The sequence below is a fragment of the Micromonospora phytophila genome (assembly GCF_023656545.1).
GTDB lineage: Bacteria > Actinomycetota > Actinomycetes > Mycobacteriales > Micromonosporaceae > Micromonospora > Micromonospora phytophila.
In genome coordinates, this window is the sequence record NZ_JAMOKF010000006.1 from 21,473 (window position 1) to 41,832 (window position 20,360).

Here is a 20,360-nt window from a genome sequence, read left to right on the forward strand (position 1 = left end):
CAGGGCTGCCGGCGGGCGCCGATCGTCAGGCTCAGGCGGAGGCTGCCCGACCCATCTCGGCGAGGATCCCGGTGCCCTGACCGAGCTCGATCAGATAGCCGTCCGGGTCCCGCAGGTAGCACCGGATCTCGACGCCATGATCCTTGGGCTCGGTCAGGAACTCCCCACCCCGTGACCGCCACTGCTCGTAGACGGCTCGAACGTCGGTGACCCGGACGTTCATCGCGCTGCTGAGCGTGTTCGAATCCGGCGGCGCCTGTGCCTGCACGCCCGGCTTGTCGTCGGTCGGACCACCTTCGTCGTTGATCACGATGTAGCTGTTGTGCAACCGCAGGATCGCCGGCTGGCGTTCCCGCACCACGGTCGCGCCCAGCACCCGCTGGTAGAACTCCCGGGAACGGTCCACATCCCGCACGATCAGCAGGTGCGTGAGCACCAGCCCAGCCTCGGGCTGGAAGTAGTCGGGCGCCTCGCTGGCCATCACACCTCCCCCGGGTCCGATCGGCAGGGCGTACCCGCATGCGCCGCCGGCACACCCCGCCAGCTCGGCCACAACGAGTCACCAGGACCGGGGTCGGCTGTTACGGTCGGGCCGTGCCCGCCGACGACATCCGGCATCGGGTCCGGTCGGCCAGGGTGGCCCGGCTGACCACCGTCGGAGCCGATGGACGTCCCCACCTGGTGCCCGTGTGCTTCGTGCTGCTCGACGATGTCGTCTACCACGCGGTGGACGAGAAGCCCAAGCGCCACCGGCGGCTACGCCGGCTGGAGAACATCCGGGCGACGGGGCATGCCTGCCTGCTCATCGACGAGTACGACGAGGACTGGTCGCGGCTGTGGTGGGTCCGCCTGGATGGGCACGGCCGGCTGGTGCAGGACCGCGCGGAGGAGGCCGCGGCCCGCGCGGCGCTGGCCGACAAGTACCCGCAGTACGTCCAGCGGCCACCAGCCGGGCCGGTGATCGCGGTGGCGGTGACCGGCTGGTCGGCGTGGTCCGCGACGGACGCGGCAGCCGACCCGGCCGGGTGAGCGCCGGTCGGGGATGTCAGCGGCTCGGAGCCAGGGCGTCGAGCACCTCGTCGGCCCGGCGCAGCGACGCCTGCGCGTCGGCGCGGGGTGAGCCGATCTCCGGATCGAAGTTGAGGTCGACGAACACTTCCGTGATGCCGGCTTCGGCAAGCCTGCCGAGATCCGACCGGATCTGCTCGAGCGTGCCGGTGAGCGGCTCGCGCTCGGGCGGGCTCGTCGGGCGTACCCGGACCGCGCCACGGCAGACGAATCGCAGTGCGCGGGGATCCCGGCCGGCCTCCGCAGCGGCGGCCTTGACGGTCGCGACCGCCTCGCCGATGCCCGTCAGGTCCGCCTGGCTGCCACTGACCCAGCCGTCGGCGAGCCGGCCGGCCCGACGCAGCGCGGCGGGCGCCTGGCCGCCGAGCAGAATCGGCGGGTGTGGCCGCTGCACGGGCTTCGGCTCCAGACGCATCGGGGGGATCTGGTAGAACTCGCCGCGATGCTCGGCGACGTCGTCCTGCCAGAGGGCGCGGAGAACGGCGAGGAACTCCTCGGCTCGACGGCCCCGCCGATGCTTGCTCGCACCCGTCGCCTGGTACTCCTCGTCCGCCCAGCCGAGGCCGAGTCCGACGTCGAGCCGTCCGTCGGCGAGGATGTCGAGAGTCGCGGTCTGCTTGGCCAGCAGCACCGGAGAGATGAACGGCATGTTGAGCACCGCGACGCCGAGCCGGACCCGGGTGGTGTGGGCCGCCAGGAACGCCAGCGTGGTCAGCGGGTCCTGGACGCTGTGGTAAGTCTCGCTCCAGCCGAGGTCGGCGGGGACCAGGAGCCGCTGGAACGTCCAGAGCGAGTGGTATCCGAGCTGCTCGGCGCGGCGGGCAACGTGGACCATGCTCTCCGGGGTCGCCCACGAGCCGGAGACGGGCGGGGCGAATCCAACCTCCACCCGCGCACCGTACCCAGATCGGGCCAGGAAGTGGCTCGGTTCAGCCCCCGACGCCGCGGTCCAAGGGATGAAGCAGCCGCCGGATGTCCTTCGGCAGCTCGGATTCCAGGTTCTTGAGGTCTTCGGCGTTCACCGCCTCGCGCAGGGTCGTCAACACGGCGCGGGCGGCCTCAGCGCTCCGGTCGTCATCCGTTCCCGCGCGGACCCCCACCTCATTGAGGAACTCCACGAGGTCGAGCTGTTCGGCGAAGTCCACTTCCTTGTGCAGGTACCCGCGCAACTCCTCGGGGAGCTGCGTGGCCAGGTGTCGCGCCTCGCCGCCGCTGACCCGTTCCGCCAATGTCGTCAGCGTGGCGCCGACGACGTTCGCCGCCTCCGCCGCCGGCATTTCGGCCCGCTTCCCCACCGCTTCGAGAAACTCGGCGTAGTTCACGCGTTCTCCTTCCAGACCAGTCGGGGTGCGTCGCGGCGTCCGTGACCGGCGTCGAGAGATGCTCGCTCTCCTACGTCTACCTGCGGGCGCCGTTCCGCGCCGGCGCGCGCCCCGACCGGCTCGTGCTACGAGCCGGGACGCTGCCTGCCACCGGCACCCACCGGTTCGATCACCTGCCGGAACTCCTTGGGAAGCTGGGCCATCGCGTCCTCGAACTCGTCGCGGGAAACAGCCTCACGGAGCGTGGTGAGCACCGCGCGGACCCCGGCACCGGCGAGCGCACGGTCGATGGCCGGGTGGTCCGCCACCCGCCGCACGAACTCTTCGAGCCCGAACGACTTGGCATGTTCCTCCCTTCTGTGCGGTGGCGGTTTGCGCAGGTGATCGTCAAGGCCTTCGGGAAGCTGATAGGCAAGGTCCTCAGCCTGGCCGGCGCTGATCCGATCTGCCAATGTCTCCAACGTCGCGCTGGTGAGTGTCGCCGCCTGATCGGTCGACACCTTTGCCCGCGTGGCCACTGCGTTGATGAAATCCTCGTATTCCACCTGATTCTCCTCTCCGGTCCGATCGCCGTCGAACCACCAGTTACGAGCCCCTGACCTCAATGCGCCGCGGTTCGATTCGGTGCGCCTTGCCCACGCGTACGGTCAAACACCCCGCCGGAAAGACTCGCGTCGACGCTGTTCGGGTCGACGTCGCCCGGCGGCGTCACGAACGTGTTCGAACTGGCCGACCCTGCGTGCCCGGCGACGGAGGATCCCCCTGCGTTCCCGCTCCTTGATCTCACCGGTGATCCTCAACTGGTTTGTCGCGCAGCGAACTGGTACCTCGACAGCCTCCCGGGACCGGGGGTGACCCTGCCTCATCCCGATCGGGCGAATCACCAAGGCGCCCTATGGCGACATCCTCGACATCCCGACGGACCGGGACGCGACGGCGAGCGCGGAGCAGATCATCGCCGTCGTCGAAGAGCTCGGCGACGTCGTGAGCGCCCTGCGGACGCCGAGCCGGAACACAAGCCGGAGGTCTACCGCAGCCTCGGGCTACACCTGTCGTACGCCCCGGAAACACAAACGGTGCGGGCAAGTGTTGACCTTGCCGCGCACCGTTGGGATTCGGTTCGTGTCCGAGGGGCGAGTCGAACCCCAAGCACATGATCGAGATAGCCGCTGACCTGCGGCTATTCTGAAATTGCCGCTTTGGGCCGGGTTCTCAGGTCATACCGAGCCCGAGGTAGTCGGGTCGATTCCGGCCGGTCGCCCGACTCGCGCTGCGCTAGACCTCTGGCCGACAGCCAGCTCGAAGACCCGGCGAGCCGAAATGAACCCGCGAATGCCTCGAGGTGGCCGCCTGGCCAAGAGCGGGCCGTCCGCGCCAACCGGGCCATTCTGGCGCATGATCATGCGTCGAGCAGGCCGTATTGCCGAAGCCAGGCTTCGACGGCGGGACCGCCATCGTTGACTTCTTCGCCGCGGACGGCGAGCCCGGCGGCGACGACAGCGCCGCGACAGGAGGCCGCGTAGTCGCATTCGGTGGGTGCCCAGGCCGCTCATGGCGTGGGTGGTGACCGGGTGGACGGTCTTGCCGGTGAAGTCGTAGCTGTCGGCGAACGTCGACATGATCATGGGCGCGCGAACGTTCCGGATCCCGCTGGCCAGGAAAACGGTGTCGTACTGGTCGATCGACGCGAGCGGGTTGCCGATGGCCGGGCGGGCGTTGGCGTTCTGTTCGCGCACGTTGCGCTCGACGGTGTCGTGGTAGTCGTCGGAGTATGAATCGGCTGCTTCGATGCGGTGGACGTCGCAGCCGATGAGCTTGCTGATCATGCCCGCGAGCACTTCAGTGTTGCCAGTCGGCAGGTACTTACGGCCTCCGTAGTGGTAATTCCAGCCGGCACGGGAGAAGTACGCCAACAGCACCCTGGGCCGCTCGCTCGGTGTGGCAGAGGTGCGGGGTGAAGCGCTTGCTGTCGGCTGGCGGGGCGTCTCGGCCCCGCAGCCGCCGAGGGTGCTTCCGACCACGGCGCTGACCGCGCCCAGACCGGCGAAGCGCAGCAGCGACCGTCGTCGTACTGCCGGTGCCGGGTCATGCATGTCGTTCGCCTCCAGGGTCGTCGGCCTGCTGCCGCGGTGGCGGGCGCTAACGTTCGATCATCTGCATCTGGGCTTCGGTGTGGTGGCCGCCCTCGGCCGGGTTCGGCGGTCCAGGAGGGCGATCTGATCGGCGCTGAGCTCGATGGCGTCGGCGGCGATGTTCTCCTCCAGGCACGGTGGACGCGCTTGGTGCCGGGAATGGGAACGATGTCGTCACCCCTGGCCAGCGGCCAGGCGAGAGCGACCTGGGGCCGGTGTGGCACCGGTCTGGTCGGCAACGGCCTGCACTTCGTCGGCGATGCGCAGGTTGCGCTCGAAGTTCTTTCCGGCGAACCGCGGGTTGTTCTTGCGGAAGTCGCTGTCATCGAGGCGCGGGAGGTCAGCGGCACTACGGATGGTCCCGGTGAGGAAGCCGTGCCCGAGTGGAGAGTAGGCCACCAGCCGTTGAGCGAGTGCGCCGTCAGCAGCGCCGCCACCGAGACGTGCAGATCCGCCAACCGCGACGCGCCGCCGGTCACCGACGTAAACGCGTCGGCCACCTGCGGGTGCCAGCTCATCACCTCCAGGATCTGCTCGGACAGGTCGATCCGCGGGAGCATGCCCTCCACCGGTGTCCGCAGGTCCTTCAGGCTCGACGGCTCCTCCAGGGCATCGTCCTTGCCCAGGTGCAGCCGGCCGTCGGCGCCCACCCTCAGGTGCGTGTTGGCGTCCAGGCCCGCGGCGGTCGCTCGCGACGCCTCGTCCAGGTCACCAGCGTGGGCCTCCAGCAGCTCGCTGGGGTCTTCGGGCAGCAGCAACGCGGACAGTACCGGCTGCTTGACCGCCTCCCACGCGTCGTCGGACAGCAGCCGGGCCCGCGGGTCGGCGAACCGGTCGGACTCCTTGGCGAAATGTCGCGGCGCTTGAGGCCGTCGTGTAACAGCTCCAGCACGCAGAACACGTGCTTGACTCGGCGCTCGGCGAGTGATCTGACTCACTGATGTCACAAACCGCCGGACGCGCGGTGTCTTGAGGCCGCACCTTGCAGACGAAGGAGAGACCATGGCTGAGAACACCGATGTCATCGTGGTCGGCGGCGGATACGCCGGCGTGATGGCGGCCAACCGCCTGACGCGGCGCGACGGCGTGACAGTGACCCTGATCAACCCGCGTCCGGCGTTTGTCGAGCGGATCCGCCTGCACCAGCTCGTCGGCGGGTCGGACGACGCGGTTGTGGACTACCAAAGGATTCTGGCCGGCGGCGTCGGGCTGGTGGTCGACACCGTGACCCGGATCGACACGTCCGGGCGTCGCGTGACCCTGGCGAGCGGCGGCACGCTCGGCTACGACTACCTGATCTACGCCGTGGGCAGCGGCAGCGCCGACCCGAGCGTTCCCGGCGCGGCGGAGCACGCCTACCCGATTTCCACCCTGGAGGAGGCGCGGCGGCTGCGGCCGGTCGTCGACGCCGCGCCCGCATCGGCTGCGGTGACGGTGGTGGGAGCCGGGTCGACCGGCCTTGAAACCGCTTTTGAACTGGCGGAGCTGGGCCGGAAGGTGACCCTGGTGTGCGGAAAGGTGCTCGGGCCCTACCTGCATCCCCGGGCCCGGCGCTCGGTGGCCGAGCGGCTCGCCAAGCTCGGGGTGACCGTGATCGAGGGCCCCGGCGCGACGGTGACGGGCGTGACACGCGATACCGTCCAGCTCGCCGACGGCCGCGAGTTGCACAGCGGCGTGACCATCTGGACCGCGGGATTCGGCGTGCCGGATCTGGCCGCCCGCAGCGGGCTGAGCACGGATGCCTTGGGGCGCCTGCTCACCGACGAGACGCTCACGAGCGTGGACGACACACGCGTCGTCGCGGCCGGGGACTCGGCGGCACCGTCGAACCTGCCGGTGCGGATGAGCTGCCAGTCCGCGGTGCAGCTGGGCCCGCAGGCCGCCGAGACGGTGCTGAGCCGGATCGCCGGCAAGCAGCCCGCCGACTTCAACGTCGGGTTTTTCGGCCAGTGCATCAGCCTGGGGCGCCGCGGCGGAATCGTCCAGTACGCCAAGAAAGACGACACCGCGACAGGGGTGTTTTACCTGGGCGGCCGGTCCATGGCGATGCTCAAGGAGACCGTGTGCAAGAGCACCGTCTGGCAGATGGCGCAAGAGGCGCGCAAACCCGGCTCGCTCAATCTCTGGTTCAAGGATCGCCAGCGCCAGGAGTTGCGGCGTGCCAAGGCCGGCGAGGCGCCGGCGGTCACCGGCCGGCGGGCCTGAGGAGAGGTGCCGAGATGAGCGACCACGCCGGTGACCCGGCGACCGAGACCTTCGTTGCCCACCGAAACCTGCTCTTCACCGTCGCCTACGAGATCCTCGGATCGGCGGCCGACGCGGAGGACGTGCTGCAGGAGACCTGGCTGCGGTGGGTCAAGGTCGATCTGGATCAGGTACGCGATCAGCGTGCGTACCTGATCCGGATCACCACCCGCCAGTCGCTCAACCGCCTGCGCACCATGCAGCGGCGCAAGGAGGCGTACGTCGGTCCCTGGCTGCCCGAGCCGCTGCTCACCCCGCCGAACACGGCCGAGGATGTCGAGCTGGCCGAGAGTGTGTCGATGGCGCTGATGCTCGTCCTCGAGACGCTCTCGCCGACCGAGCGCGCCGTCTTCGTGCTGCGCGAGGCCTTCGATGTCAGCTACGACGAGATCGCGGCGGCCGTCGACAAGAGCCCGGCGGCCGTACGCCAGATCGCGCACCGCGCCCGGCGGCACGTCGATGCCCGCCGCCCCCGCAAGGTGGTCTCCCCGAGTGAAAGGCGGGCGGCGCTGGAGGCGTTCCAGCGCGCGGTCGACACCAGCGACCTGCGGGGCCTGCTCGACGTGCTCGCGCCCGAGGTGGTTGTGGTCAGCGACGGCGGCGGCGTCAAACAGGCCGCGCTGCGGCCAATCGTCGGCGCGGAGAAGGCGATCCGCCTGTTCATCGGTAGCATGCAAAAAGTCGGAGGCACGCTCACCACCGAACCGACCGTGATCAACGGCAGCCCGGCACTGCTGTTTCGCCTCGACGGAGAGATCGACGGCGTCGCCGCGCTGCGGATCGAGGACGCTCGCGTCACCGGCATCTACTACGTCCGTAACCCGGAGAAGCTGTCCCGCATCGAGTCCGAAACCCCGCTCACCCTGCACTGAGACGACCTTAAGCATCTACGTCTATCGGGTCGATTGCGGGAACTGCTTTACCCCGCGTTCCGCAGTTCGTAGACAAACGGGACCTCGAAAACGGGGGTTGACCACGGAAATGGGTTCAACAGCCGGAGTCCCGTGTACCCCCTCTATGCCGGTTATGTCCGCATCATTTCGGACATCCGACTCAAACAACGGCGTTCACCAGGGACGTGGATATCACCGTGGTGCCCCAGTCCGGATCGAACGATCCTCGAGGCGACGGTCGAGGCGCTGTCGGTGGCCGACGTCGCGCGGCGAGCCGGGTCGACGCCGGCGATCTATGGCGGTTCCCCGCCAAGCCGGAACTTGTCCTCGCGGCCCTGGACTATGAGCTACAGGCCGCGCCTCGGGCCTTTCCCGATCAAGGCAGTCTCCGCGCGGACCTCGTGGCCTGGACGACCCTGACGTCCGACGCGGTCAACGACAACGCACCCGGATCCTGGCCGGCCTACGGCTCGCCGCTCCCAAGACCCCCGAACCGGCCGAACGGCTCGTCACCGCACTCGGTGAGGCCAGCGCGGCGGGCTGGAGCGCCATGGTCGATCGTGCCCGCGGTGAACTGCATGGCGAGCCCACCGGTCAGCTGCTGCCACGGGTCCCGCCTGCGCTCATCACCAATCGGGCGCTGCTGGGCGAGCCACCATTGTCCGCCATGCAGATCGACGAACTCGTCGACGCGGTCATGCTCCCCGCGCTGCACGCCGCGAATCCACGACCGCAGTCACCACACCCCCGAGACCACCATCACGACATCGAGGTGTAAGCCATGACGACCATAGCGACCCAACGCCCGACCGGGCGCGCACTGGACAAAGTCCAGTGGATCTTCGTCGGGCTCGCCGTAACCACGGCGATGCTGCTGCCGCTGACCGGCACGACCGCCACGTTCAATGCGCTCCTGCTCACGATCCCCTTCGCGGCCATTCACGGCATCCGCCGCTACGGTTGGCGACGATTCCTGGCCTTCTTCGCCGTGACGTTCGTGGTGAGCAACGCCTTCGAGAACCTCAGCATCGTCACCGGTTTTCCGTTCGGCAACTACCACTACACCGGCGACCTGAAACTGTTCTACGTGCCGATCTTCATCGGCCCGATCTACTTCGGCCTGGGCTACATCAGCTGGCTGACCGCCTCCACCGTCCTCGACCGCGCCGACGAACGCCTCAACTGGCGCGAACGCATCGGCAAATTCAACGTCGTCGCCCTGCCTGCCCTGGCCGCCGCCGTCATGACCATGTTCGACGTGGCGAGCGACTCCCATGCATCCACCGTGATCGAGACGTGGATCTGGCACGACGGCGGCGGCGTGTTCGGCGTCCCGTACACCAACTACCTCGGCTGGTGGCTGGTCACCTACATCTTCTTCCAGATCTTCGCCCTCCTCCTGGCAGCAGCACAGACCCGCGACCCCCAGCCGAGCAGTGTCGTCGTGCCGGGGTCACTCACCCAGCCGGTGCTCATCTACGCCGCACTGGGCCTGACCTCGATCCCGTACTTCTTCGCCGCCGAACCGGGCACCGTGGTCGACATGGCCGGCGCCCAATGGGGCATCAGCGCGATCAACGAGACCATGATGACGATCAACATCTTCACCGTCGTCACGGTTGCCTTCCTCGCTCTGACCAAGATCGCACGAGGCGACACGGCCACCCCGCGTCAATAGTGGGCTTGCACGCCCCACGCCGACATCTCGGTAGGCGGGGCGGACGGCCACACTCCCGTCATAGCCAAACTCCTCGACTCGTACTCAGCCTTTGAAAGCGCCGCGGACGAGACGCGCAGTGGTTTCCGCGGCGTGCCCGCCTGCGCTGGTAGCACGGTGGTGCAGGTGTCGGCGGTGAAGGCGTAGCTGGTGGCACCGCCTTCAACCCGGCGCGCGCCCAGGGCGAGATGGCCGCGCCGCGGGCCGTGTAGCCGCACCGCCGCAACGGACCTCGAGACCCGGCCAGGCGCGTTGTCGCGGAGGCACACTTCGACACAGGCCTGCCCATTCAGGGGTCGGTTGTGACCGTACCAGCCGCGCGAAGGAGGGTCATGACGCATGAGCGGGCACGATCATCGGGTTGAAGGCTGAGCGTTGAAGGCGCGCAGGGCGTGCGCTATGAGCGTGTGGAGTTGCTCGGGGTCGGGCATGCCGAGGTGAAAGACGAGCCGGTGGTAGATCGGCCCGTAGAGCAGGTCGAGTGCGACGTCCAGGTCGGCGTCGGCGGGTAGCTGGCCGCTCTGCTGAGCTTTGCGCATGCGTTCTTTGAATTCGGTGATGCGCGGTTGGATGAGTCGTTCCCGCAGGTCGTGTGCTAGTTCGTTGTCGTGGAGGGCTTCGGAGATGAGCCCGGTGACGGCGGAGTTGTTCGGCGGGTTGAGCAAGTTGATGACGGCCGTGAGTTGGGTGTGTAGGTCGGCGGCGAGATCACCGGTGTCGACGTGTTGGGCGACCACGTTCGCCGCGTCGTCGACGGCTTCCAAGATGACGGCTCCCTTGGAGGGCCACCACCGGTAGATGGTCTTCTTGCTGACGCCGGCGCGGGCGGCGATGGCCTCAATCGTCAGCCGCCCATACCCTTCCTCATCGCACAGGTGTAGCGCCGCTTCCAGGATCGCCCGGCGGCTGGACTCACTGCGGCGGAGCGGGTTTGGCGGTGTGGGCATGTCCACACGATACCAGGAAACGGAACGTGTCGTGTTGACACTCCGGCCTGACGACACGTAGCGTGTCGCCATCCGGGCTGCGCGGCCCACGCGAAAAACACCTCAACCCCGAACGGACATATTAATGAACGCCGCTCTTTGGATGGCTGCTGGAATACTGGCCGCGGTCCTCATGGTCAGCACCGCCAAGATGTTTGTGCCCAGGGAGAAGATCGCCGCTATGGGCGGTGCCGCCGCGCAGTGGGTGCTGGACTTCAGCCCCGGCGCGCTGAGGACCATCGGCACCCTCGAAATCCTCGGTGCGGCAGGCCTGATTCTGCCCGCAGTCCTGGACATCGGACCCATCATGGTGCCGGTGACCGCCACATGCGTGGCGCTGCTGTTCACCGGCGCGGTGATCGTGCGCCTGCGTCGTGGCGAGAGGAAGACGGTCGTAGGCGACTTGGTCTACCTGGCCATGGCCGTCTTCGTGGCCTGGGGCCGCTTCGGCCCCGAGGCTTTCACCGGCTGACCCGGAAGCTCCCACACAGGCCGCCCTGGCCGGGGCGGCCTTTGTGGTGCGTCTCCGTTCCGACAGCCTGGCGACGGCCCGGCTCGGGTCTTCGCTTGTCTCGGCCCTCTGGATGGCACAACCTCGGATGGTGAGCGAAGCATCCGATGGGCGGCGCAGACCTGGTGCGACCTCGCCGTACTCGTCGGCGTCCTAGTGGTGCTGGAGGGCGAGTTGATGGCCGGCGAGGCTCCCCGGCACCTGGCCGAGAGGCTCCGGGACCGGTTCGCTCGGAAGGGCCTTCTGGAGCCTGGCGCAAGCGAACGAGACCTGCGGCAGGCGATCAGTGCCCTGAAACATTGACTCCGCTACGGACTCGGCGAGTACCGGGGTTGCCACGGCAGTTGCAGTTCCTGACCGAGCGCCTGATAGGGCGAACACCCACGCTTGTCTTGCCATCCCGATGCTCCTATGGAGGTCGAGGGGCGAGGGCGGCGAGGGCGGCGCGTAGGGCGGTGTAGACGTCGCGGACGATGTAGCGCTTGAGGCAGCGCAGGATCTCCTGCTTGCTGAGGCCTTCGGTGATGCGGCGGTGGACGTAGGCGCGGGTGCGCTGGTCGTAGCGCATGCGGCAGAGCGCGATGGTGTGCAGGGCGTGGTTGGCGCCGCGGTCGCCTCCTCGGTGGAGGCGGTGGCGGCGCACCCGTCCGGAGCTCGCGGGGATGGGTGCGGCGCCGCAGAGGTGGGCGAGGGCGGCTTCGGAGTGCAGCCGGTCGGGGTTGTCGCCGGCGGTGGTGAGCAGCTGCGCGGCGACATCGGGGCCGACGCCGAACAAGGCCATGGTGCGGGGTGCCGCTTTCCGGACGATGGGTGTCACCTGCCGGTCGAGGGTGGTGATCTCCTCGGTGAGGGCGGTGAGACCCGGCGGGCGAGCCCGACCAGGGCTGCGGCGGTGGCGTGCTCCGGTTCGTGGAGTCTGGCCGGGTCGTAGGTCAGGGCAGCGCAGCGGCTGACCAGCACGGCGGCGCTGGCCCTGGTCAGGTGGGCTCGCAGAGGTTCGGGGGCGGCGGCGACCAGGCCGCGCATCTGATTCAAGGCGGCGGTGCGGGCCTTGACCGCTCCTCGGCGGGCGACCCTGAGGGCGCGGATCGCCTCGACCGGTCCGGTGCGGGTCTTCGGGGTGCCCATGGCGGTGCCGGCGAGGGTGGCCCGGGCGGCGGTGATCGCGTCGATCGGATCGGACTTGCCCTGGTTGCGGCGGGCGCAGCGGTCCGGCCGGTCCACCTCTATAACGGTGATCTTTTTGCTGGTCAGGTAGCGGGCCAGGCCGGCGCCGTAGCTGCCGGTGCCCTCCACGCCCACGGCAGTTACCCGCCCGAAGGAGCACATCCAGGCCAGCAGATCCACGTAGCCGGCGGTGGTCGCGGGGAACTCGGCGTCGGCCACGAGACCGCCGGTGCTGTCGATGACAGCGGCGTGGTGGGTGTCGCGGTGGGTGTCAACACCACCGATGAGAGATCGCTTCTTGGCTGCCATGCTGGCGTGGTCCGCCCTTCTCGGTCACTTCGAGAACACGTGGACACGTCACCGGTCAGGCGATGCGGACAACACAGTGGTGGGCGCCTCTCGCACAGGCTCCTATCAGGTCACGACACCTGACCGGTGACCTGCAGCTGCCGGGGCCACCAAGCTGGCCGACGAATCGGGATGAGGACAGCAACCGTCGGTCTGCCGGTGAGTCAGACCAACCCGGCGACCCACCACACCATCCTCACTGTCTGCCATCGACCCGCCCTCTGGGGAGCGCGCCGCCGCCTGGCCCGCCACGTCATCCATGAAGGAGCGGGGCCGGTCAAGGCCGGGGTTGTTACCTGCTGGCGTTGTTTTGCCCGTCTTCCGGCCGGGTTTCGAGGCAGGCGTATGTGCGGCGTCGGGGTCAAGGCTGGGCCGTAGGCCCACCCGGTAGGGCTTGGCCTTGAAGCCGGCGTCGTGGACGCCATGCTGGTGATGCCGGAAGCGGCGTTGTGGCCTCGTGCTCGTAGCAACAATGCGCAGCCCCTCGAAGCGGCTCCCAGCGTCAAACAGCTTGACGGCCTCACCTGCGCCATGAAAGTACCGACGTCGGCGGGCGACCACCTCGATTTTCCCGCATACGCGGCGCCCCGAAGGGACCCGGAAACAGCTTGGGAAGTGCGTTGATTGACGGCTTGGGCAGCCCTGTCAGCTGGCGGAGAAGCCTGGGCAGTTCAGGTTGAGGCTCGTCAACATGCCGCCGGTGGCCCTTGTTGACCGCTAGATCGGGCACGTGACGGGCACGGGCGTCGAGCTATGTGGCGGCTTCCCAGCCGTCGTAATCGGCGTGATGGCGCTCAGCCAGGGCTTCGAAAAGGTCGAGCCGCGTTGGTGGCGGCGGTGACGCTCGCACCTTCAGACACAAGTTGACGGCATATACCGGCAGACGTAATCTACCTGCATGACATCGATGCAAGAGCCGACGTTCTTGATCCTCACCGCGTTGGCGACGGGGCCCAAGCATGGCTACGGGGTGACTCAGGAGGTCGTCGAGCTCTCCGAGGGAACGGTGAAGCTGCGGGCCGGCACCCTCTACGGAGCCCTCGACCGCCTCGTGGAGCAGGAACTCGTCACGGTCGACCGCCAGGAGGTCGTCGACGGGCGGCTACGTCGCTATTACCGGCTCACCGACGCGGGTGCCGGCAAGCTTGCCGAGCGGGCCCGCCGCCTGCGCAAGCACGCGGAGGCAGCGGAAAGCCGACTACAGGCGCGACCGAACGTGGCCCTCGGATTCATGGCTGACCCGTTCGGGGCTCACGCATGACCGCCTCGGGGGAGGTTATGCGGGAGCTGCCGGCGCATGTGAGGCTGGAACGCCGGTACCGGCGGCTGCTGTGGGCATATCCGATCGGATACCGCCGCGCCCACGGCGAGGAGATCCTCACGATGCTGATGGACTCCGCCGAGCCGGGCCGTTGTGTGCCTGCCCGCGCCGAAGTGGTGGATTTGGTGCGCGGGGCGGTGCGGCAATGGTTCCGACTGCCGATCGGCCGTACGGCGGTGGTGGCGGCCGTGCTGTCGGCCGTGATTCTCGGAGCCGTGGGAGCGGGCGTGGGTTCCTGGCTGGCTTGGCAGACGGCTTCGGAACTGCCGTCCGACACGGCGGCCCTGCAGACGGCCGAAACCGTAGCGGCTGCTCCCATGACCGCGCCGTATGTCGCCCGCATGGCTGGTCGACGGGAACCCTTTCCCGAGGCGCACGTGTTCGACCCGCCTCATGAGCGACAGCTTCCGAACTGGACGCTGGAAGCTGCGCAGGCGCGACTGCGGGCCGACGGCTGGACGCTCGGCCCCGTCGGGGAATACACCCTCAAGGCGCGGGAGAAAAAGCCAGAAACGCACGTCCACACGTTCCAGGCCACCCGGAATGGCTACAAACTTGACGCGGTCGCGGGTACCGCCTCCCTGGGAGGCTTCACCAGCACCAACGTGCACGTGGGCATCTACCCGATCCCGCCGAGCTGGGAACCCGGGGCGATCCTGGTGGGCTGGCTCGCCGGCGCGGTCACTGGCTGGCTCCTCACCGGCTTCGCAAGCTACCGCCTCCGAGGCCGCACTCTGCCGCGCCGGCTTACCGCTCTAGCGCTCGGCGTCACCGCGCTGGGGCTCGCCGCCGAATCCACCACCGGCCTGTACAAGACGCTGGCCGACTACGCCTTCCTCGACCCTGAACTCGAGAGGTTCAGGTTCGCCCCGGCCTACAACTGGGTGGCGACCAGTCCCGCCACCGAACATATCGGCGGAGCACTGGCCATCGGACTCATGATCCTTGCCCTAGCCGCCACGGGCCGCCGCCGGCCCACAGCACGGCCCACCGCAGCGGCGGCCTAACGAGGTCGGCGACGCCGCATACGGCACGGTCGACGACCGACAGTCGTTGCTGGCCGCGTTGCGGTAGCTGACCCGGCGGGAAAGGGCCGCCGTCGTCTTGCGCTACTTGGACGACCGCACCGAGGCCGATGTGGCCCACATGCTCCAGACGCGCGTCGGCACGGTCAAGGCCACCTGTCACAAAGCGCTGCGCAAGCTGCGCCGGGAACTTCAGGACAAGCCGTTCGACGGTCTGCAGACCGCAGCACAGGATGGAAGCCAGATCCGATGAAGACCGAGATGGACCTGCACGAAGCGATGGGCGCCATCGCCGCCACCACCCCATCGCTGGAAGCTTCCACCATCATGGCCCGAGGCAAGGAACACCGCAGCCGGCGAAGGGCCCTGCTGGCGGCCGGTGCCGCCGTCACGGTAATCCTCGGCTTCGGTGCCGCGCTGTCGAACCTTCCGCTGGCGTCACGTCCGCCGCACCAGTCAGCCGGCCCCACGGTCGCGGCGACGCCGTCCGGCCCGGTGGCCTCCTCAGCCGTGAGCCCGACTCCCGCCCCGAAGCCGGCGCTGGAGCCGGCGAAGCGTTTCACCAAACGCCGCGAGAAGCCATACAACGGGGCATATGAGTCGGACATCATCGACAAGTCACTGCCGTCCGACTACCCGGGCGGCAGGTTCCTGCGCCTCATCCGGGATCCCCACATCACGACGCTGTCGGATCACGTGGACGACGTGACACCGAAGCATCTGCTCGTCAACGGCGTTGAGGTTCGCATGTACCTCACGGGCAGTGACGAGGGCGTTCAGCAGGCGGAATGGGTCCACAACCGCTCGTTTTATGTCCTGCAATGGCAGCCGCAGCCAGCTCCCTACCGGATTTCCGAATCGGACATCCAGTGGATGATCGCCGCCGCTATCGACGGAAGCTTTTGACCCGATTTGGGGCTGTTTGAAGTGGAATGCTAGCTACTGACCCCAACTCTGTGAAATCACAGCGCGCCAACCTGCCATCCCGTCTGCCGTCGGCCCGCCCTCCTGAGGAGCGGGCCGCCGCCCGGCCCGCCACGTCAAGCGGACCTTGACACAGGTTCGGACGCTGGCGGGTCGGGCGACGGTCTGCTCGGCTTGCCCGGGTCGATGGCAGACGGGATGGCCTACCGCCACCACCCACGAACCTGGCGGCTGCCGGCGATCTTCGGCCATCCTGGAGCCGGAGCGCCCCCGCCGGAGGCGCAGTGACCGTAACCCCGCGACCGCCGCCATCTCGCCGGTGCGGCCGGCGTGCGCTCCCCTACGCCGCGCGGGCTGCTGGCCGCGCGGCCCGGCCGGCTGCCGGCCACCACCCCACCGGTCATCGGCCTGTCGTTATGCGGCGGCCCTTCGGGCTCCCCGCCCCTTCGCGCCAGCCGCCGGGCATCAGGCGTGACGGCCGCAGAGCGACAGCGGCAGCGGCCGGCGCGCGCCCAGGCGGCGGCGCGTGCGGCCCGTTCAGGGCCGCCTTGATAGACGTAAAGAAAGTCCTCCCACACCCAGGTCGGCAGCTTGCCGGCATTGGCGATCGTCGCCGCCTTGACTGGTCTTCATACGCCTGCGATCGGCGGCTCGTGCGAAGATCAGGCCCGTGTCGAGCGGCGAGGCAGGCGGCGCCAGGAGGCTACGCCTGATCGGATACTGGAGCGGACCGGGCGAAGAGCACTGGCCCGATCCCGCCCTGTTCATAGACAGTGGGGCAGACCCGTCGAGACTCCGATGGGTAGGCGAATACCTGCGGTCTGGGACCGTCTTTGTGGCTGCGGCGGGCACATCGCCGTGTCGGCTGTGCGGCATCGCCAACGGATCCACAGAGTTGACCGACGGCGTGCACTTCGTGTGGCCGCAGGGCCTTGCCCACTACGTCGAGGCGCACAACGTACGGCTGCCCGATGAGATCACTCAGCTGATGGTGCAGTCGCCGGCCCCTGTCGACGTAGAAGCGTTCGAGCGTGACATCTTGGAGACGGGGAACGTCGTCATCGACGACGGATGGTGGCGCTCGACATATGGCTCAGGCTCTTGAGCCCGGCTGAGTCGCTGATGCCGTTAGCCGGGCACCTGGGAGACCAGGCGCAAAACCGATCACGGCCGTTGACGTATCGGCACCCGGTGCTACTCTGGCGCTCGTCGAGCACGCCAGCGCAGCCTTTCTGCCGGATCGCTGGACTCGACGTCGGAGATGCCGAGCGGCCTTCCTGCCGCTGATGCGGGCCGCGTCCCGCCGGCTCTCGATCGCACCGGCCGCTACGCCGGTTCCCCGAATCCGTTAAGTGGCTCAGCACGGCCCTTACCTGCCGTCCACGATGCCCCGGATTCGTGAGCTTCCACGGGTGGGGGCAGCCTGCGGCAACCGCCGGATGCCGACATCCCAGGCTCCCCACCCGTGCCGGCCCCACTCATCAGGTCCACGAGCGCGAAAGGACACGACCCATCGGTGGGACGTGGCACCACCACGATTCCGCCCTCCGGCGTCAGCCGCCCTCTCGGCGGTGCCAGGAGACACGACGAACACCACCAGCGGACTGGCGTCCACGGCTGGTGGTGCTTCGTCTCCCGTCCCTGCCACCCCATGAGGAGGAAGTCCTGTCCACCCTGCTCGACCTGTACCGACCCGGCCTCGCCGCCGGCCGTGACGCCCAAGCTCTGCACCGCGCCGCCACGCCGGAGTTCTCCGGCTGGCTGGAGCGTGCACCGCCCCCGCCGGCGGCTGTACCCGCCCAATCCGTCTCGCTGGCACCATCGCCGCCGTCGAGACGACCACCGGCCGCATCACCCGCCAACTGCGCACCGACGAGCTGCCCGACCGGGCTCTCTACAAGGCGTCCGGCAACCGCCGGGAAACGCAGTGTCGCGACTTCGCCTGGGTCTACGCCGGTGACGCCTACCAGGTCGTGCGCTGCGGCCTGACCGGCGGCAAAGGCGTCCCCGCATCGGTCGGCCGACACCCAATCGTCTTCGCCACCTTCACCGCACCGTCCTTCGGCGCGGTCCACCACCGCCACGTCCCCCGCCACACCTGCGCCACCCGGCAGCGCTGCGACTGCCGCCCCGCTCCCTGCCGCGCCCGCAGCACCGCCGGCACCTGCCCGCACGGGCAGCCCGCGGCGTGCTTCGCCCGCCACGACGCCGACGATCCACGCCTCGGGCAGCCCTTGTGCCTGGACTGCTACAACCACGACCACCAGGTCGTCTGGAACTACTTCTCAGGCGAGCTGTGGCGGCGTACCAAGCAGGCGATCGAACGCCACCTCGCCGCCCTCTGCCCCCAACGCGGCATCCCCCTCGTCCGGGTCGCCACCGCCTCGGGCAAGGTCCGCTGGGTGCCGCCGGTCCGGGTGTCGCACGGCAAGGTCGCCGAGATGCAACGCCGGGCAGCCGTGCATTTCCACGCCCTGCTGCGCCTCGACGGCATCGACTCCGACGACCCGGACGCCCTCGTGCCACCACCGGCCGGCATCACCGTCGACGACCTGGACGCCGCCGTCCACGCTGCCGCCCGCCAGATCACCGTCACCACACCGCCGCACCCTGACCAGCCGCAGGGCTGGCTGGTCGCCTGGGGCGAGCAGGTTGACGTGCGCCGCATCAACAGCGCTGGCGGTGAGCTGACCGATAGCAAGGTGGCCGCCTACCTGGCCAAGTACGCCACCAAGGCCACCGAGGTCACCGGCCACTCCTTCACCCGGCTCACCCCCGCCACCATCGACAACTACGCCGACCCCGGAGGCGACCACACCGCCCGCCTCATCGACGCCTGCTGGCAACTTGGACGTCCCACGGACACCGATACCGCCAGCGGCGCCGCAACGGTCAACCGCCGTCAAGCCGGCCTTGACACCGAATCCAACGCCTACGCAGGGCTGCGTCGTTGGGCGCACATGCTCGGCTTCGGCGGCCACTTCCTCACCAAAGCACGCCGCTACTCGGTCACCTTCGGCCTGCTCCGCGACACCCGCGCCACCTACCGCCGCACTGAGGACGACGACACCGCAGACGTCATCACCCTCTGCGCCCTCAGCTACGCCGGGTCCGGGTGGCTCAGCGACGGTGACGCCCTGCTCGCCAACACCGCCGCGAGACAGCGACGGGAGAGCAGACGCATCGGCCGGGAAGAACTCGCCCACGAAGCCTGGCTCACGGGAGCCGCCGCATGAGCCATGACCTCGCCCCGCGCTGGTACTCGCCCGCCGAGGTCGCCGTCCTGCTCGGCTTCGGCATCTCCAAGGTCAAGATGAAGATCGCCACCGGCGAGCTGCGCTCCATCAAGGATGGCAAGTACCGCCGCATCCTCCCGAATGGGTCGACGACTACATCCGCGAACAGGTCGAACGTCAGGAGGCTGCCTGATGCCTGCACGTGCCCGAGCCAACGGCGAAGGCTCGATCTTCCCTACCGTGGGTGGTGATGCCGCCGTCGACCGGGATCACGCAACGGCTTCGCCGCCTACGTCTGGGTCACCAAGCCCGACGGCAAGCGCACCCGCAAATACGTCTACGGCAAGACCCGGGAGGCCGTCCACGACAAGTGGATCAAGTTGCACCAGCAGGCCAAGGCCGGGCCGGTGGCGACCAGCGTCCCGACCGTCGGCAGCTTCCTCACCTACTGGCTGTCGGAGATCATCGAGCCGAACCGGGCACCGTTGACCTACGCGACCTACGAGACGTTCGTCCGCCGCTACATCGCCCCTGGCCTCGGGGCCAAGCGGCTCGACCGGCTCCAGTCACGCGACGTGCAGACCTGGATCAACCAGGTGGCCCGCACCTGCCAGTGCTGCTCACAAGGCAAGGACGCCGCCCGCGCCAAGCAGAAGCGGCGCTGCTGCGCCGCCGGTCGCTGCTGCCAGGCCGTCCCGTCGACGCGCACGGTCAGCGACATCCGGGCGGCGCTGCGGGCCGCCCTCACCCACGCCCAGGCCGAAGACCTCATCACCAAGAACCCGGCCGTGCCGGTCACCCTCGCCACCGTCCGCCGGCGGCGGGGCAAGTCCTGGTCCAGCGACGAGGCCCGCAAGTTCCTGGAGTCCGCCCGCCACGACGAGGACCCGCTCTACGCCGCCTACGCCCTGGTCCTCGTCGTCGGCCTCCGCAAGGGCGAGGCGTTGGGACTCACCTGGAAGGACGTCGACCTCGACGCGGGAGAGCTGACTGTCGGCCGTCAACTGCAACGGGTCCGGGGAAGACTGCTCCACCGCGACACCAAGACCCAGGCATCCGACGCCACACTCCCCCTCCCCGAAATCCGCCTGACCGCGCTCAAGCTGAGAAGCAAACAACGCGACGAGGCACGAGAAACCGCCGGAAAGGCGTGGCAGGAATCCGACCTTGTATTCACCACCCGCGATGGCACACCCATCGAGCCACGCAATTTCCAACGGAGTTGGCAGACCCGGTGCGACAAGGCGGGCACACGGCCGATCACGGTTCACGACGCAAGGCGTACCTGCGCCTCGCTGCTGGCCGACCTCGACGTCCACCCACGAGTCGCCCCATGCAGGTGCTCCGGCACGCCCGCTTTTCCGTGACGATGGACATCTACACCCAGGTCTACTCGAAGGCGACCCGGGACGCGCTCAAGCGCCTCGGCGATTCCCTCGGCTGAGCCGTTGCTGCTTGGCTGCTGT

Annotated in this window: 19 protein-coding genes and 4 pseudogenes; 15 read left to right on the plus strand and 8 right to left on the minus strand. The window is 68.7% G+C overall.

The genetic code is table 11. The annotated features are described in order from the left end of the window. Positions 1 to 31: 31 nt before the first annotated feature. Positions 32 to 481: a VOC family protein gene (locus NCC78_RS02075; protein ID WP_250791341.1), complete on the minus strand. Its 450-nt coding sequence runs from the start codon at positions 479 to 481 to the stop codon at positions 32 to 34. A 113-nt stretch (positions 482 to 594) separates the two neighbouring features. Between NCC78_RS02075 and NCC78_RS02080 the strand changes: the two genes are divergently transcribed. After that, positions 595 to 1,029, plus strand: a complete 435-nt coding sequence (locus NCC78_RS02080) for a TIGR03668 family PPOX class F420-dependent oxidoreductase (protein ID WP_250791342.1) — start codon at positions 595 to 597, stop codon at positions 1,027 to 1,029. Between the two features lie 16 nt (positions 1,030 to 1,045). On the opposite strand, the gene NCC78_RS02085 is transcribed toward NCC78_RS02080, so the two are convergent. From NCC78_RS02085 to NCC78_RS02105, 5 genes are all read right to left on the minus strand, one after another. Further along, entirely contained in the window at positions 1,046 to 1,957 is a 912-nt protein-coding gene (locus tag NCC78_RS02085; RefSeq protein WP_250791343.1) for a TIGR03619 family F420-dependent LLM class oxidoreductase, read from the minus strand. A 40-nt stretch (positions 1,958 to 1,997) separates the two neighbouring features. Continuing rightward, the gene (locus NCC78_RS02090) at positions 1,998 to 2,390 is read right to left on the minus strand and encodes a DUF2267 domain-containing protein (RefSeq protein ID WP_250791344.1); all 393 of its coding nucleotides are present in this window, start codon (positions 2,388 to 2,390) and stop codon (positions 1,998 to 2,000) included. 125 nt (positions 2,391 to 2,515) lie between these two features. Then, positions 2,516 to 2,935, minus strand: a complete 420-nt coding sequence (locus NCC78_RS02095) for a DUF2267 domain-containing protein (RefSeq protein ID WP_250791345.1) — start codon at positions 2,933 to 2,935, stop codon at positions 2,516 to 2,518. Between the two features lie 672 nt (positions 2,936 to 3,607). After that, positions 3,608 to 4,483, minus strand: a complete 876-nt coding sequence (locus tag NCC78_RS02100; RefSeq protein ID WP_250791346.1) for a flavodoxin — start codon at positions 4,481 to 4,483, stop codon at positions 3,608 to 3,610. Between the two features lie 213 nt (positions 4,484 to 4,696). Continuing rightward, on the minus strand, positions 4,697 to 4,921 hold the full coding sequence (locus NCC78_RS02105) for a hypothetical protein (RefSeq protein ID WP_250791347.1): 225 nt from the start codon (positions 4,919 to 4,921) through the stop codon (positions 4,697 to 4,699). Positions 4,922 to 5,524: 603 nt separating this feature from the next. Between NCC78_RS02105 and NCC78_RS02110 the strand changes: the two genes are divergently transcribed. From NCC78_RS02110 to NCC78_RS02125, 4 genes are all read left to right on the plus strand, one after another. Beyond that, complete coding sequence (locus NCC78_RS02110; RefSeq protein WP_250791348.1) at positions 5,525 to 6,727, plus strand: NAD(P)/FAD-dependent oxidoreductase; 1,203 nt, start codon at positions 5,525 to 5,527, stop codon at positions 6,725 to 6,727. Between the two features lie 14 nt (positions 6,728 to 6,741). Beyond that, entirely contained in the window at positions 6,742 to 7,638 is an 897-nt protein-coding gene (locus tag NCC78_RS02115; protein ID WP_250791349.1) for an RNA polymerase sigma-70 factor, read from the plus strand. Positions 7,639 to 8,113: 475 nt separating this feature from the next. Beyond that, complete coding sequence (locus NCC78_RS32350) at positions 8,114 to 8,437, plus strand: TetR-like C-terminal domain-containing protein (RefSeq protein WP_372495034.1); 324 nt, start codon at positions 8,114 to 8,116, stop codon at positions 8,435 to 8,437. Positions 8,438 to 8,527: 90 nt separating this feature from the next. Continuing rightward, entirely contained in the window at positions 8,528 to 9,337 is an 810-nt protein-coding gene (locus NCC78_RS02125) for a carotenoid biosynthesis protein (protein WP_250791351.1), read from the plus strand. 392 nt (positions 9,338 to 9,729) lie between these two features. Here the strand turns inward: NCC78_RS02125 and NCC78_RS02130 are convergent, their stop codons facing one another. Further along, positions 9,730 to 10,323 carry a TetR/AcrR family transcriptional regulator gene (locus NCC78_RS02130; protein ID WP_250791352.1) on the minus strand — a complete coding sequence of 198 codons (594 nt, stop codon included), beginning with the start codon at positions 10,321 to 10,323 and terminating at the stop codon, positions 9,730 to 9,732. A 124-nt stretch (positions 10,324 to 10,447) separates the two neighbouring features. On the opposite strand from NCC78_RS02130, the gene NCC78_RS02135 reads away from it, so the two are divergent. Beyond that, positions 10,448 to 10,834, plus strand: a complete 387-nt coding sequence (locus NCC78_RS02135; RefSeq protein WP_250791353.1) for a DoxX family protein — start codon at positions 10,448 to 10,450, stop codon at positions 10,832 to 10,834. 448 nt (positions 10,835 to 11,282) lie between these two features. Here the strand turns inward: NCC78_RS02135 and NCC78_RS32665 are convergent. Further along, positions 11,283 to 12,349, minus strand: a pseudogene (locus NCC78_RS32665) (IS110 family RNA-guided transposase). Between the two features lie 453 nt (positions 12,350 to 12,802). Between NCC78_RS32665 and NCC78_RS02145 the strand changes: the two are divergent. From NCC78_RS02145 to NCC78_RS02185, 9 genes and pseudogenes are all read left to right on the plus strand, one after another. After that, complete coding sequence (locus NCC78_RS02145) at positions 12,803 to 13,012, plus strand: hypothetical protein (RefSeq protein WP_250791354.1); 210 nt, start codon at positions 12,803 to 12,805, stop codon at positions 13,010 to 13,012. A 283-nt stretch (positions 13,013 to 13,295) separates the two neighbouring features. Further along, the gene (locus NCC78_RS02150) at positions 13,296 to 13,649 is read left to right on the plus strand and encodes a PadR family transcriptional regulator (RefSeq protein WP_250791355.1); all 354 of its coding nucleotides are present in this window, start codon (positions 13,296 to 13,298) and stop codon (positions 13,647 to 13,649) included. Beyond that, entirely contained in the window at positions 13,646 to 14,716 is a 1,071-nt protein-coding gene (locus tag NCC78_RS02155; RefSeq protein WP_250791356.1) for a hypothetical protein, read from the plus strand. The genes NCC78_RS02150 and NCC78_RS02155 overlap by 4 nt, the downstream gene beginning before the upstream one ends. 67 nt (positions 14,717 to 14,783) lie before the next feature. Continuing rightward, entirely contained in the window at positions 14,784 to 14,987 is a 204-nt protein-coding gene (locus tag NCC78_RS02160; protein WP_284706205.1) for a sigma factor-like helix-turn-helix DNA-binding protein, read from the plus strand. Beyond that, positions 14,984 to 15,640, plus strand: coding sequence for a hypothetical protein (locus tag NCC78_RS02165; RefSeq protein ID WP_250791358.1), 657 nt, complete (start codon positions 14,984 to 14,986; stop codon positions 15,638 to 15,640). The genes NCC78_RS02160 and NCC78_RS02165 overlap by 4 nt, the downstream gene beginning before the upstream one ends. A gap of 688 nt (positions 15,641 to 16,328) precedes the next feature. Next, a complete protein-coding gene (locus tag NCC78_RS02170; RefSeq protein ID WP_250791359.1) occupies positions 16,329 to 16,763 on the plus strand; it encodes a hypothetical protein in 435 nt (144 codons plus the stop codon). 560 nt (positions 16,764 to 17,323) lie between these two features. After that, positions 17,324 to 18,894 (plus strand): annotated as a pseudogene (locus tag NCC78_RS02175) (replication initiator). Beyond that, positions 18,891 to 19,087 (plus strand): annotated as a pseudogene (locus NCC78_RS02180) (excisionase family DNA-binding protein). Before NCC78_RS02175 ends, NCC78_RS02180 begins: the two co-directional pseudogenes overlap by 4 nt. Further along, positions 19,087 to 20,338, plus strand: a pseudogene (locus NCC78_RS02185) (tyrosine-type recombinase/integrase). The pseudogenes NCC78_RS02180 and NCC78_RS02185 overlap by 1 nt, the downstream one beginning before the upstream one ends. The last annotated feature ends 22 nt before the right edge of the window (positions 20,339 to 20,360 follow it).

Excerpts from the sequence above, each read along its gene's own strand:
- NCC78_RS02110 (WP_250791348.1), top strand. The coding sequence starts at position 5,525 with ATGGCTGAGAACACCGATGTCATCGTGGTCGGCGGCGGATACGCCGGC.
- NCC78_RS02075 (WP_250791341.1), bottom strand. The coding sequence starts at position 481 with ATGGCCAGCGAGGCGCCCGACTACTTCCAGCCCGAGGCTGGGCTGGTG.
- NCC78_RS02135 (WP_250791353.1), top strand. The coding sequence starts at position 10,448 with ATGAACGCCGCTCTTTGGATGGCTGCTGGAATACTGGCCGCGGTCCTC.
- NCC78_RS02125 (WP_250791351.1), top strand. The coding sequence starts at position 8,528 with ATGCTGCTGCCGCTGACCGGCACGACCGCCACGTTCAATGCGCTCCTG.
- NCC78_RS02100 (WP_250791346.1), bottom strand. The coding sequence starts at position 4,483 with ATGCATGACCCGGCACCGGCAGTACGACGACGGTCGCTGCTGCGCTTC.
- NCC78_RS02155 (WP_250791356.1), top strand. The coding sequence starts at position 13,646 with ATGACCGCCTCGGGGGAGGTTATGCGGGAGCTGCCGGCGCATGTGAGG.
- NCC78_RS02130 (WP_250791352.1), bottom strand. The coding sequence starts at position 10,323 with ATGCCCACACCGCCAAACCCGCTCCGCCGCAGTGAGTCCAGCCGCCGG.
- NCC78_RS02115 (WP_250791349.1), top strand. The coding sequence starts at position 6,742 with ATGAGCGACCACGCCGGTGACCCGGCGACCGAGACCTTCGTTGCCCAC.
- NCC78_RS02150 (WP_250791355.1), top strand. The coding sequence starts at position 13,296 with ATGCAAGAGCCGACGTTCTTGATCCTCACCGCGTTGGCGACGGGGCCC.
- NCC78_RS02165 (WP_250791358.1), top strand. The coding sequence starts at position 14,984 with ATGAAGACCGAGATGGACCTGCACGAAGCGATGGGCGCCATCGCCGCC.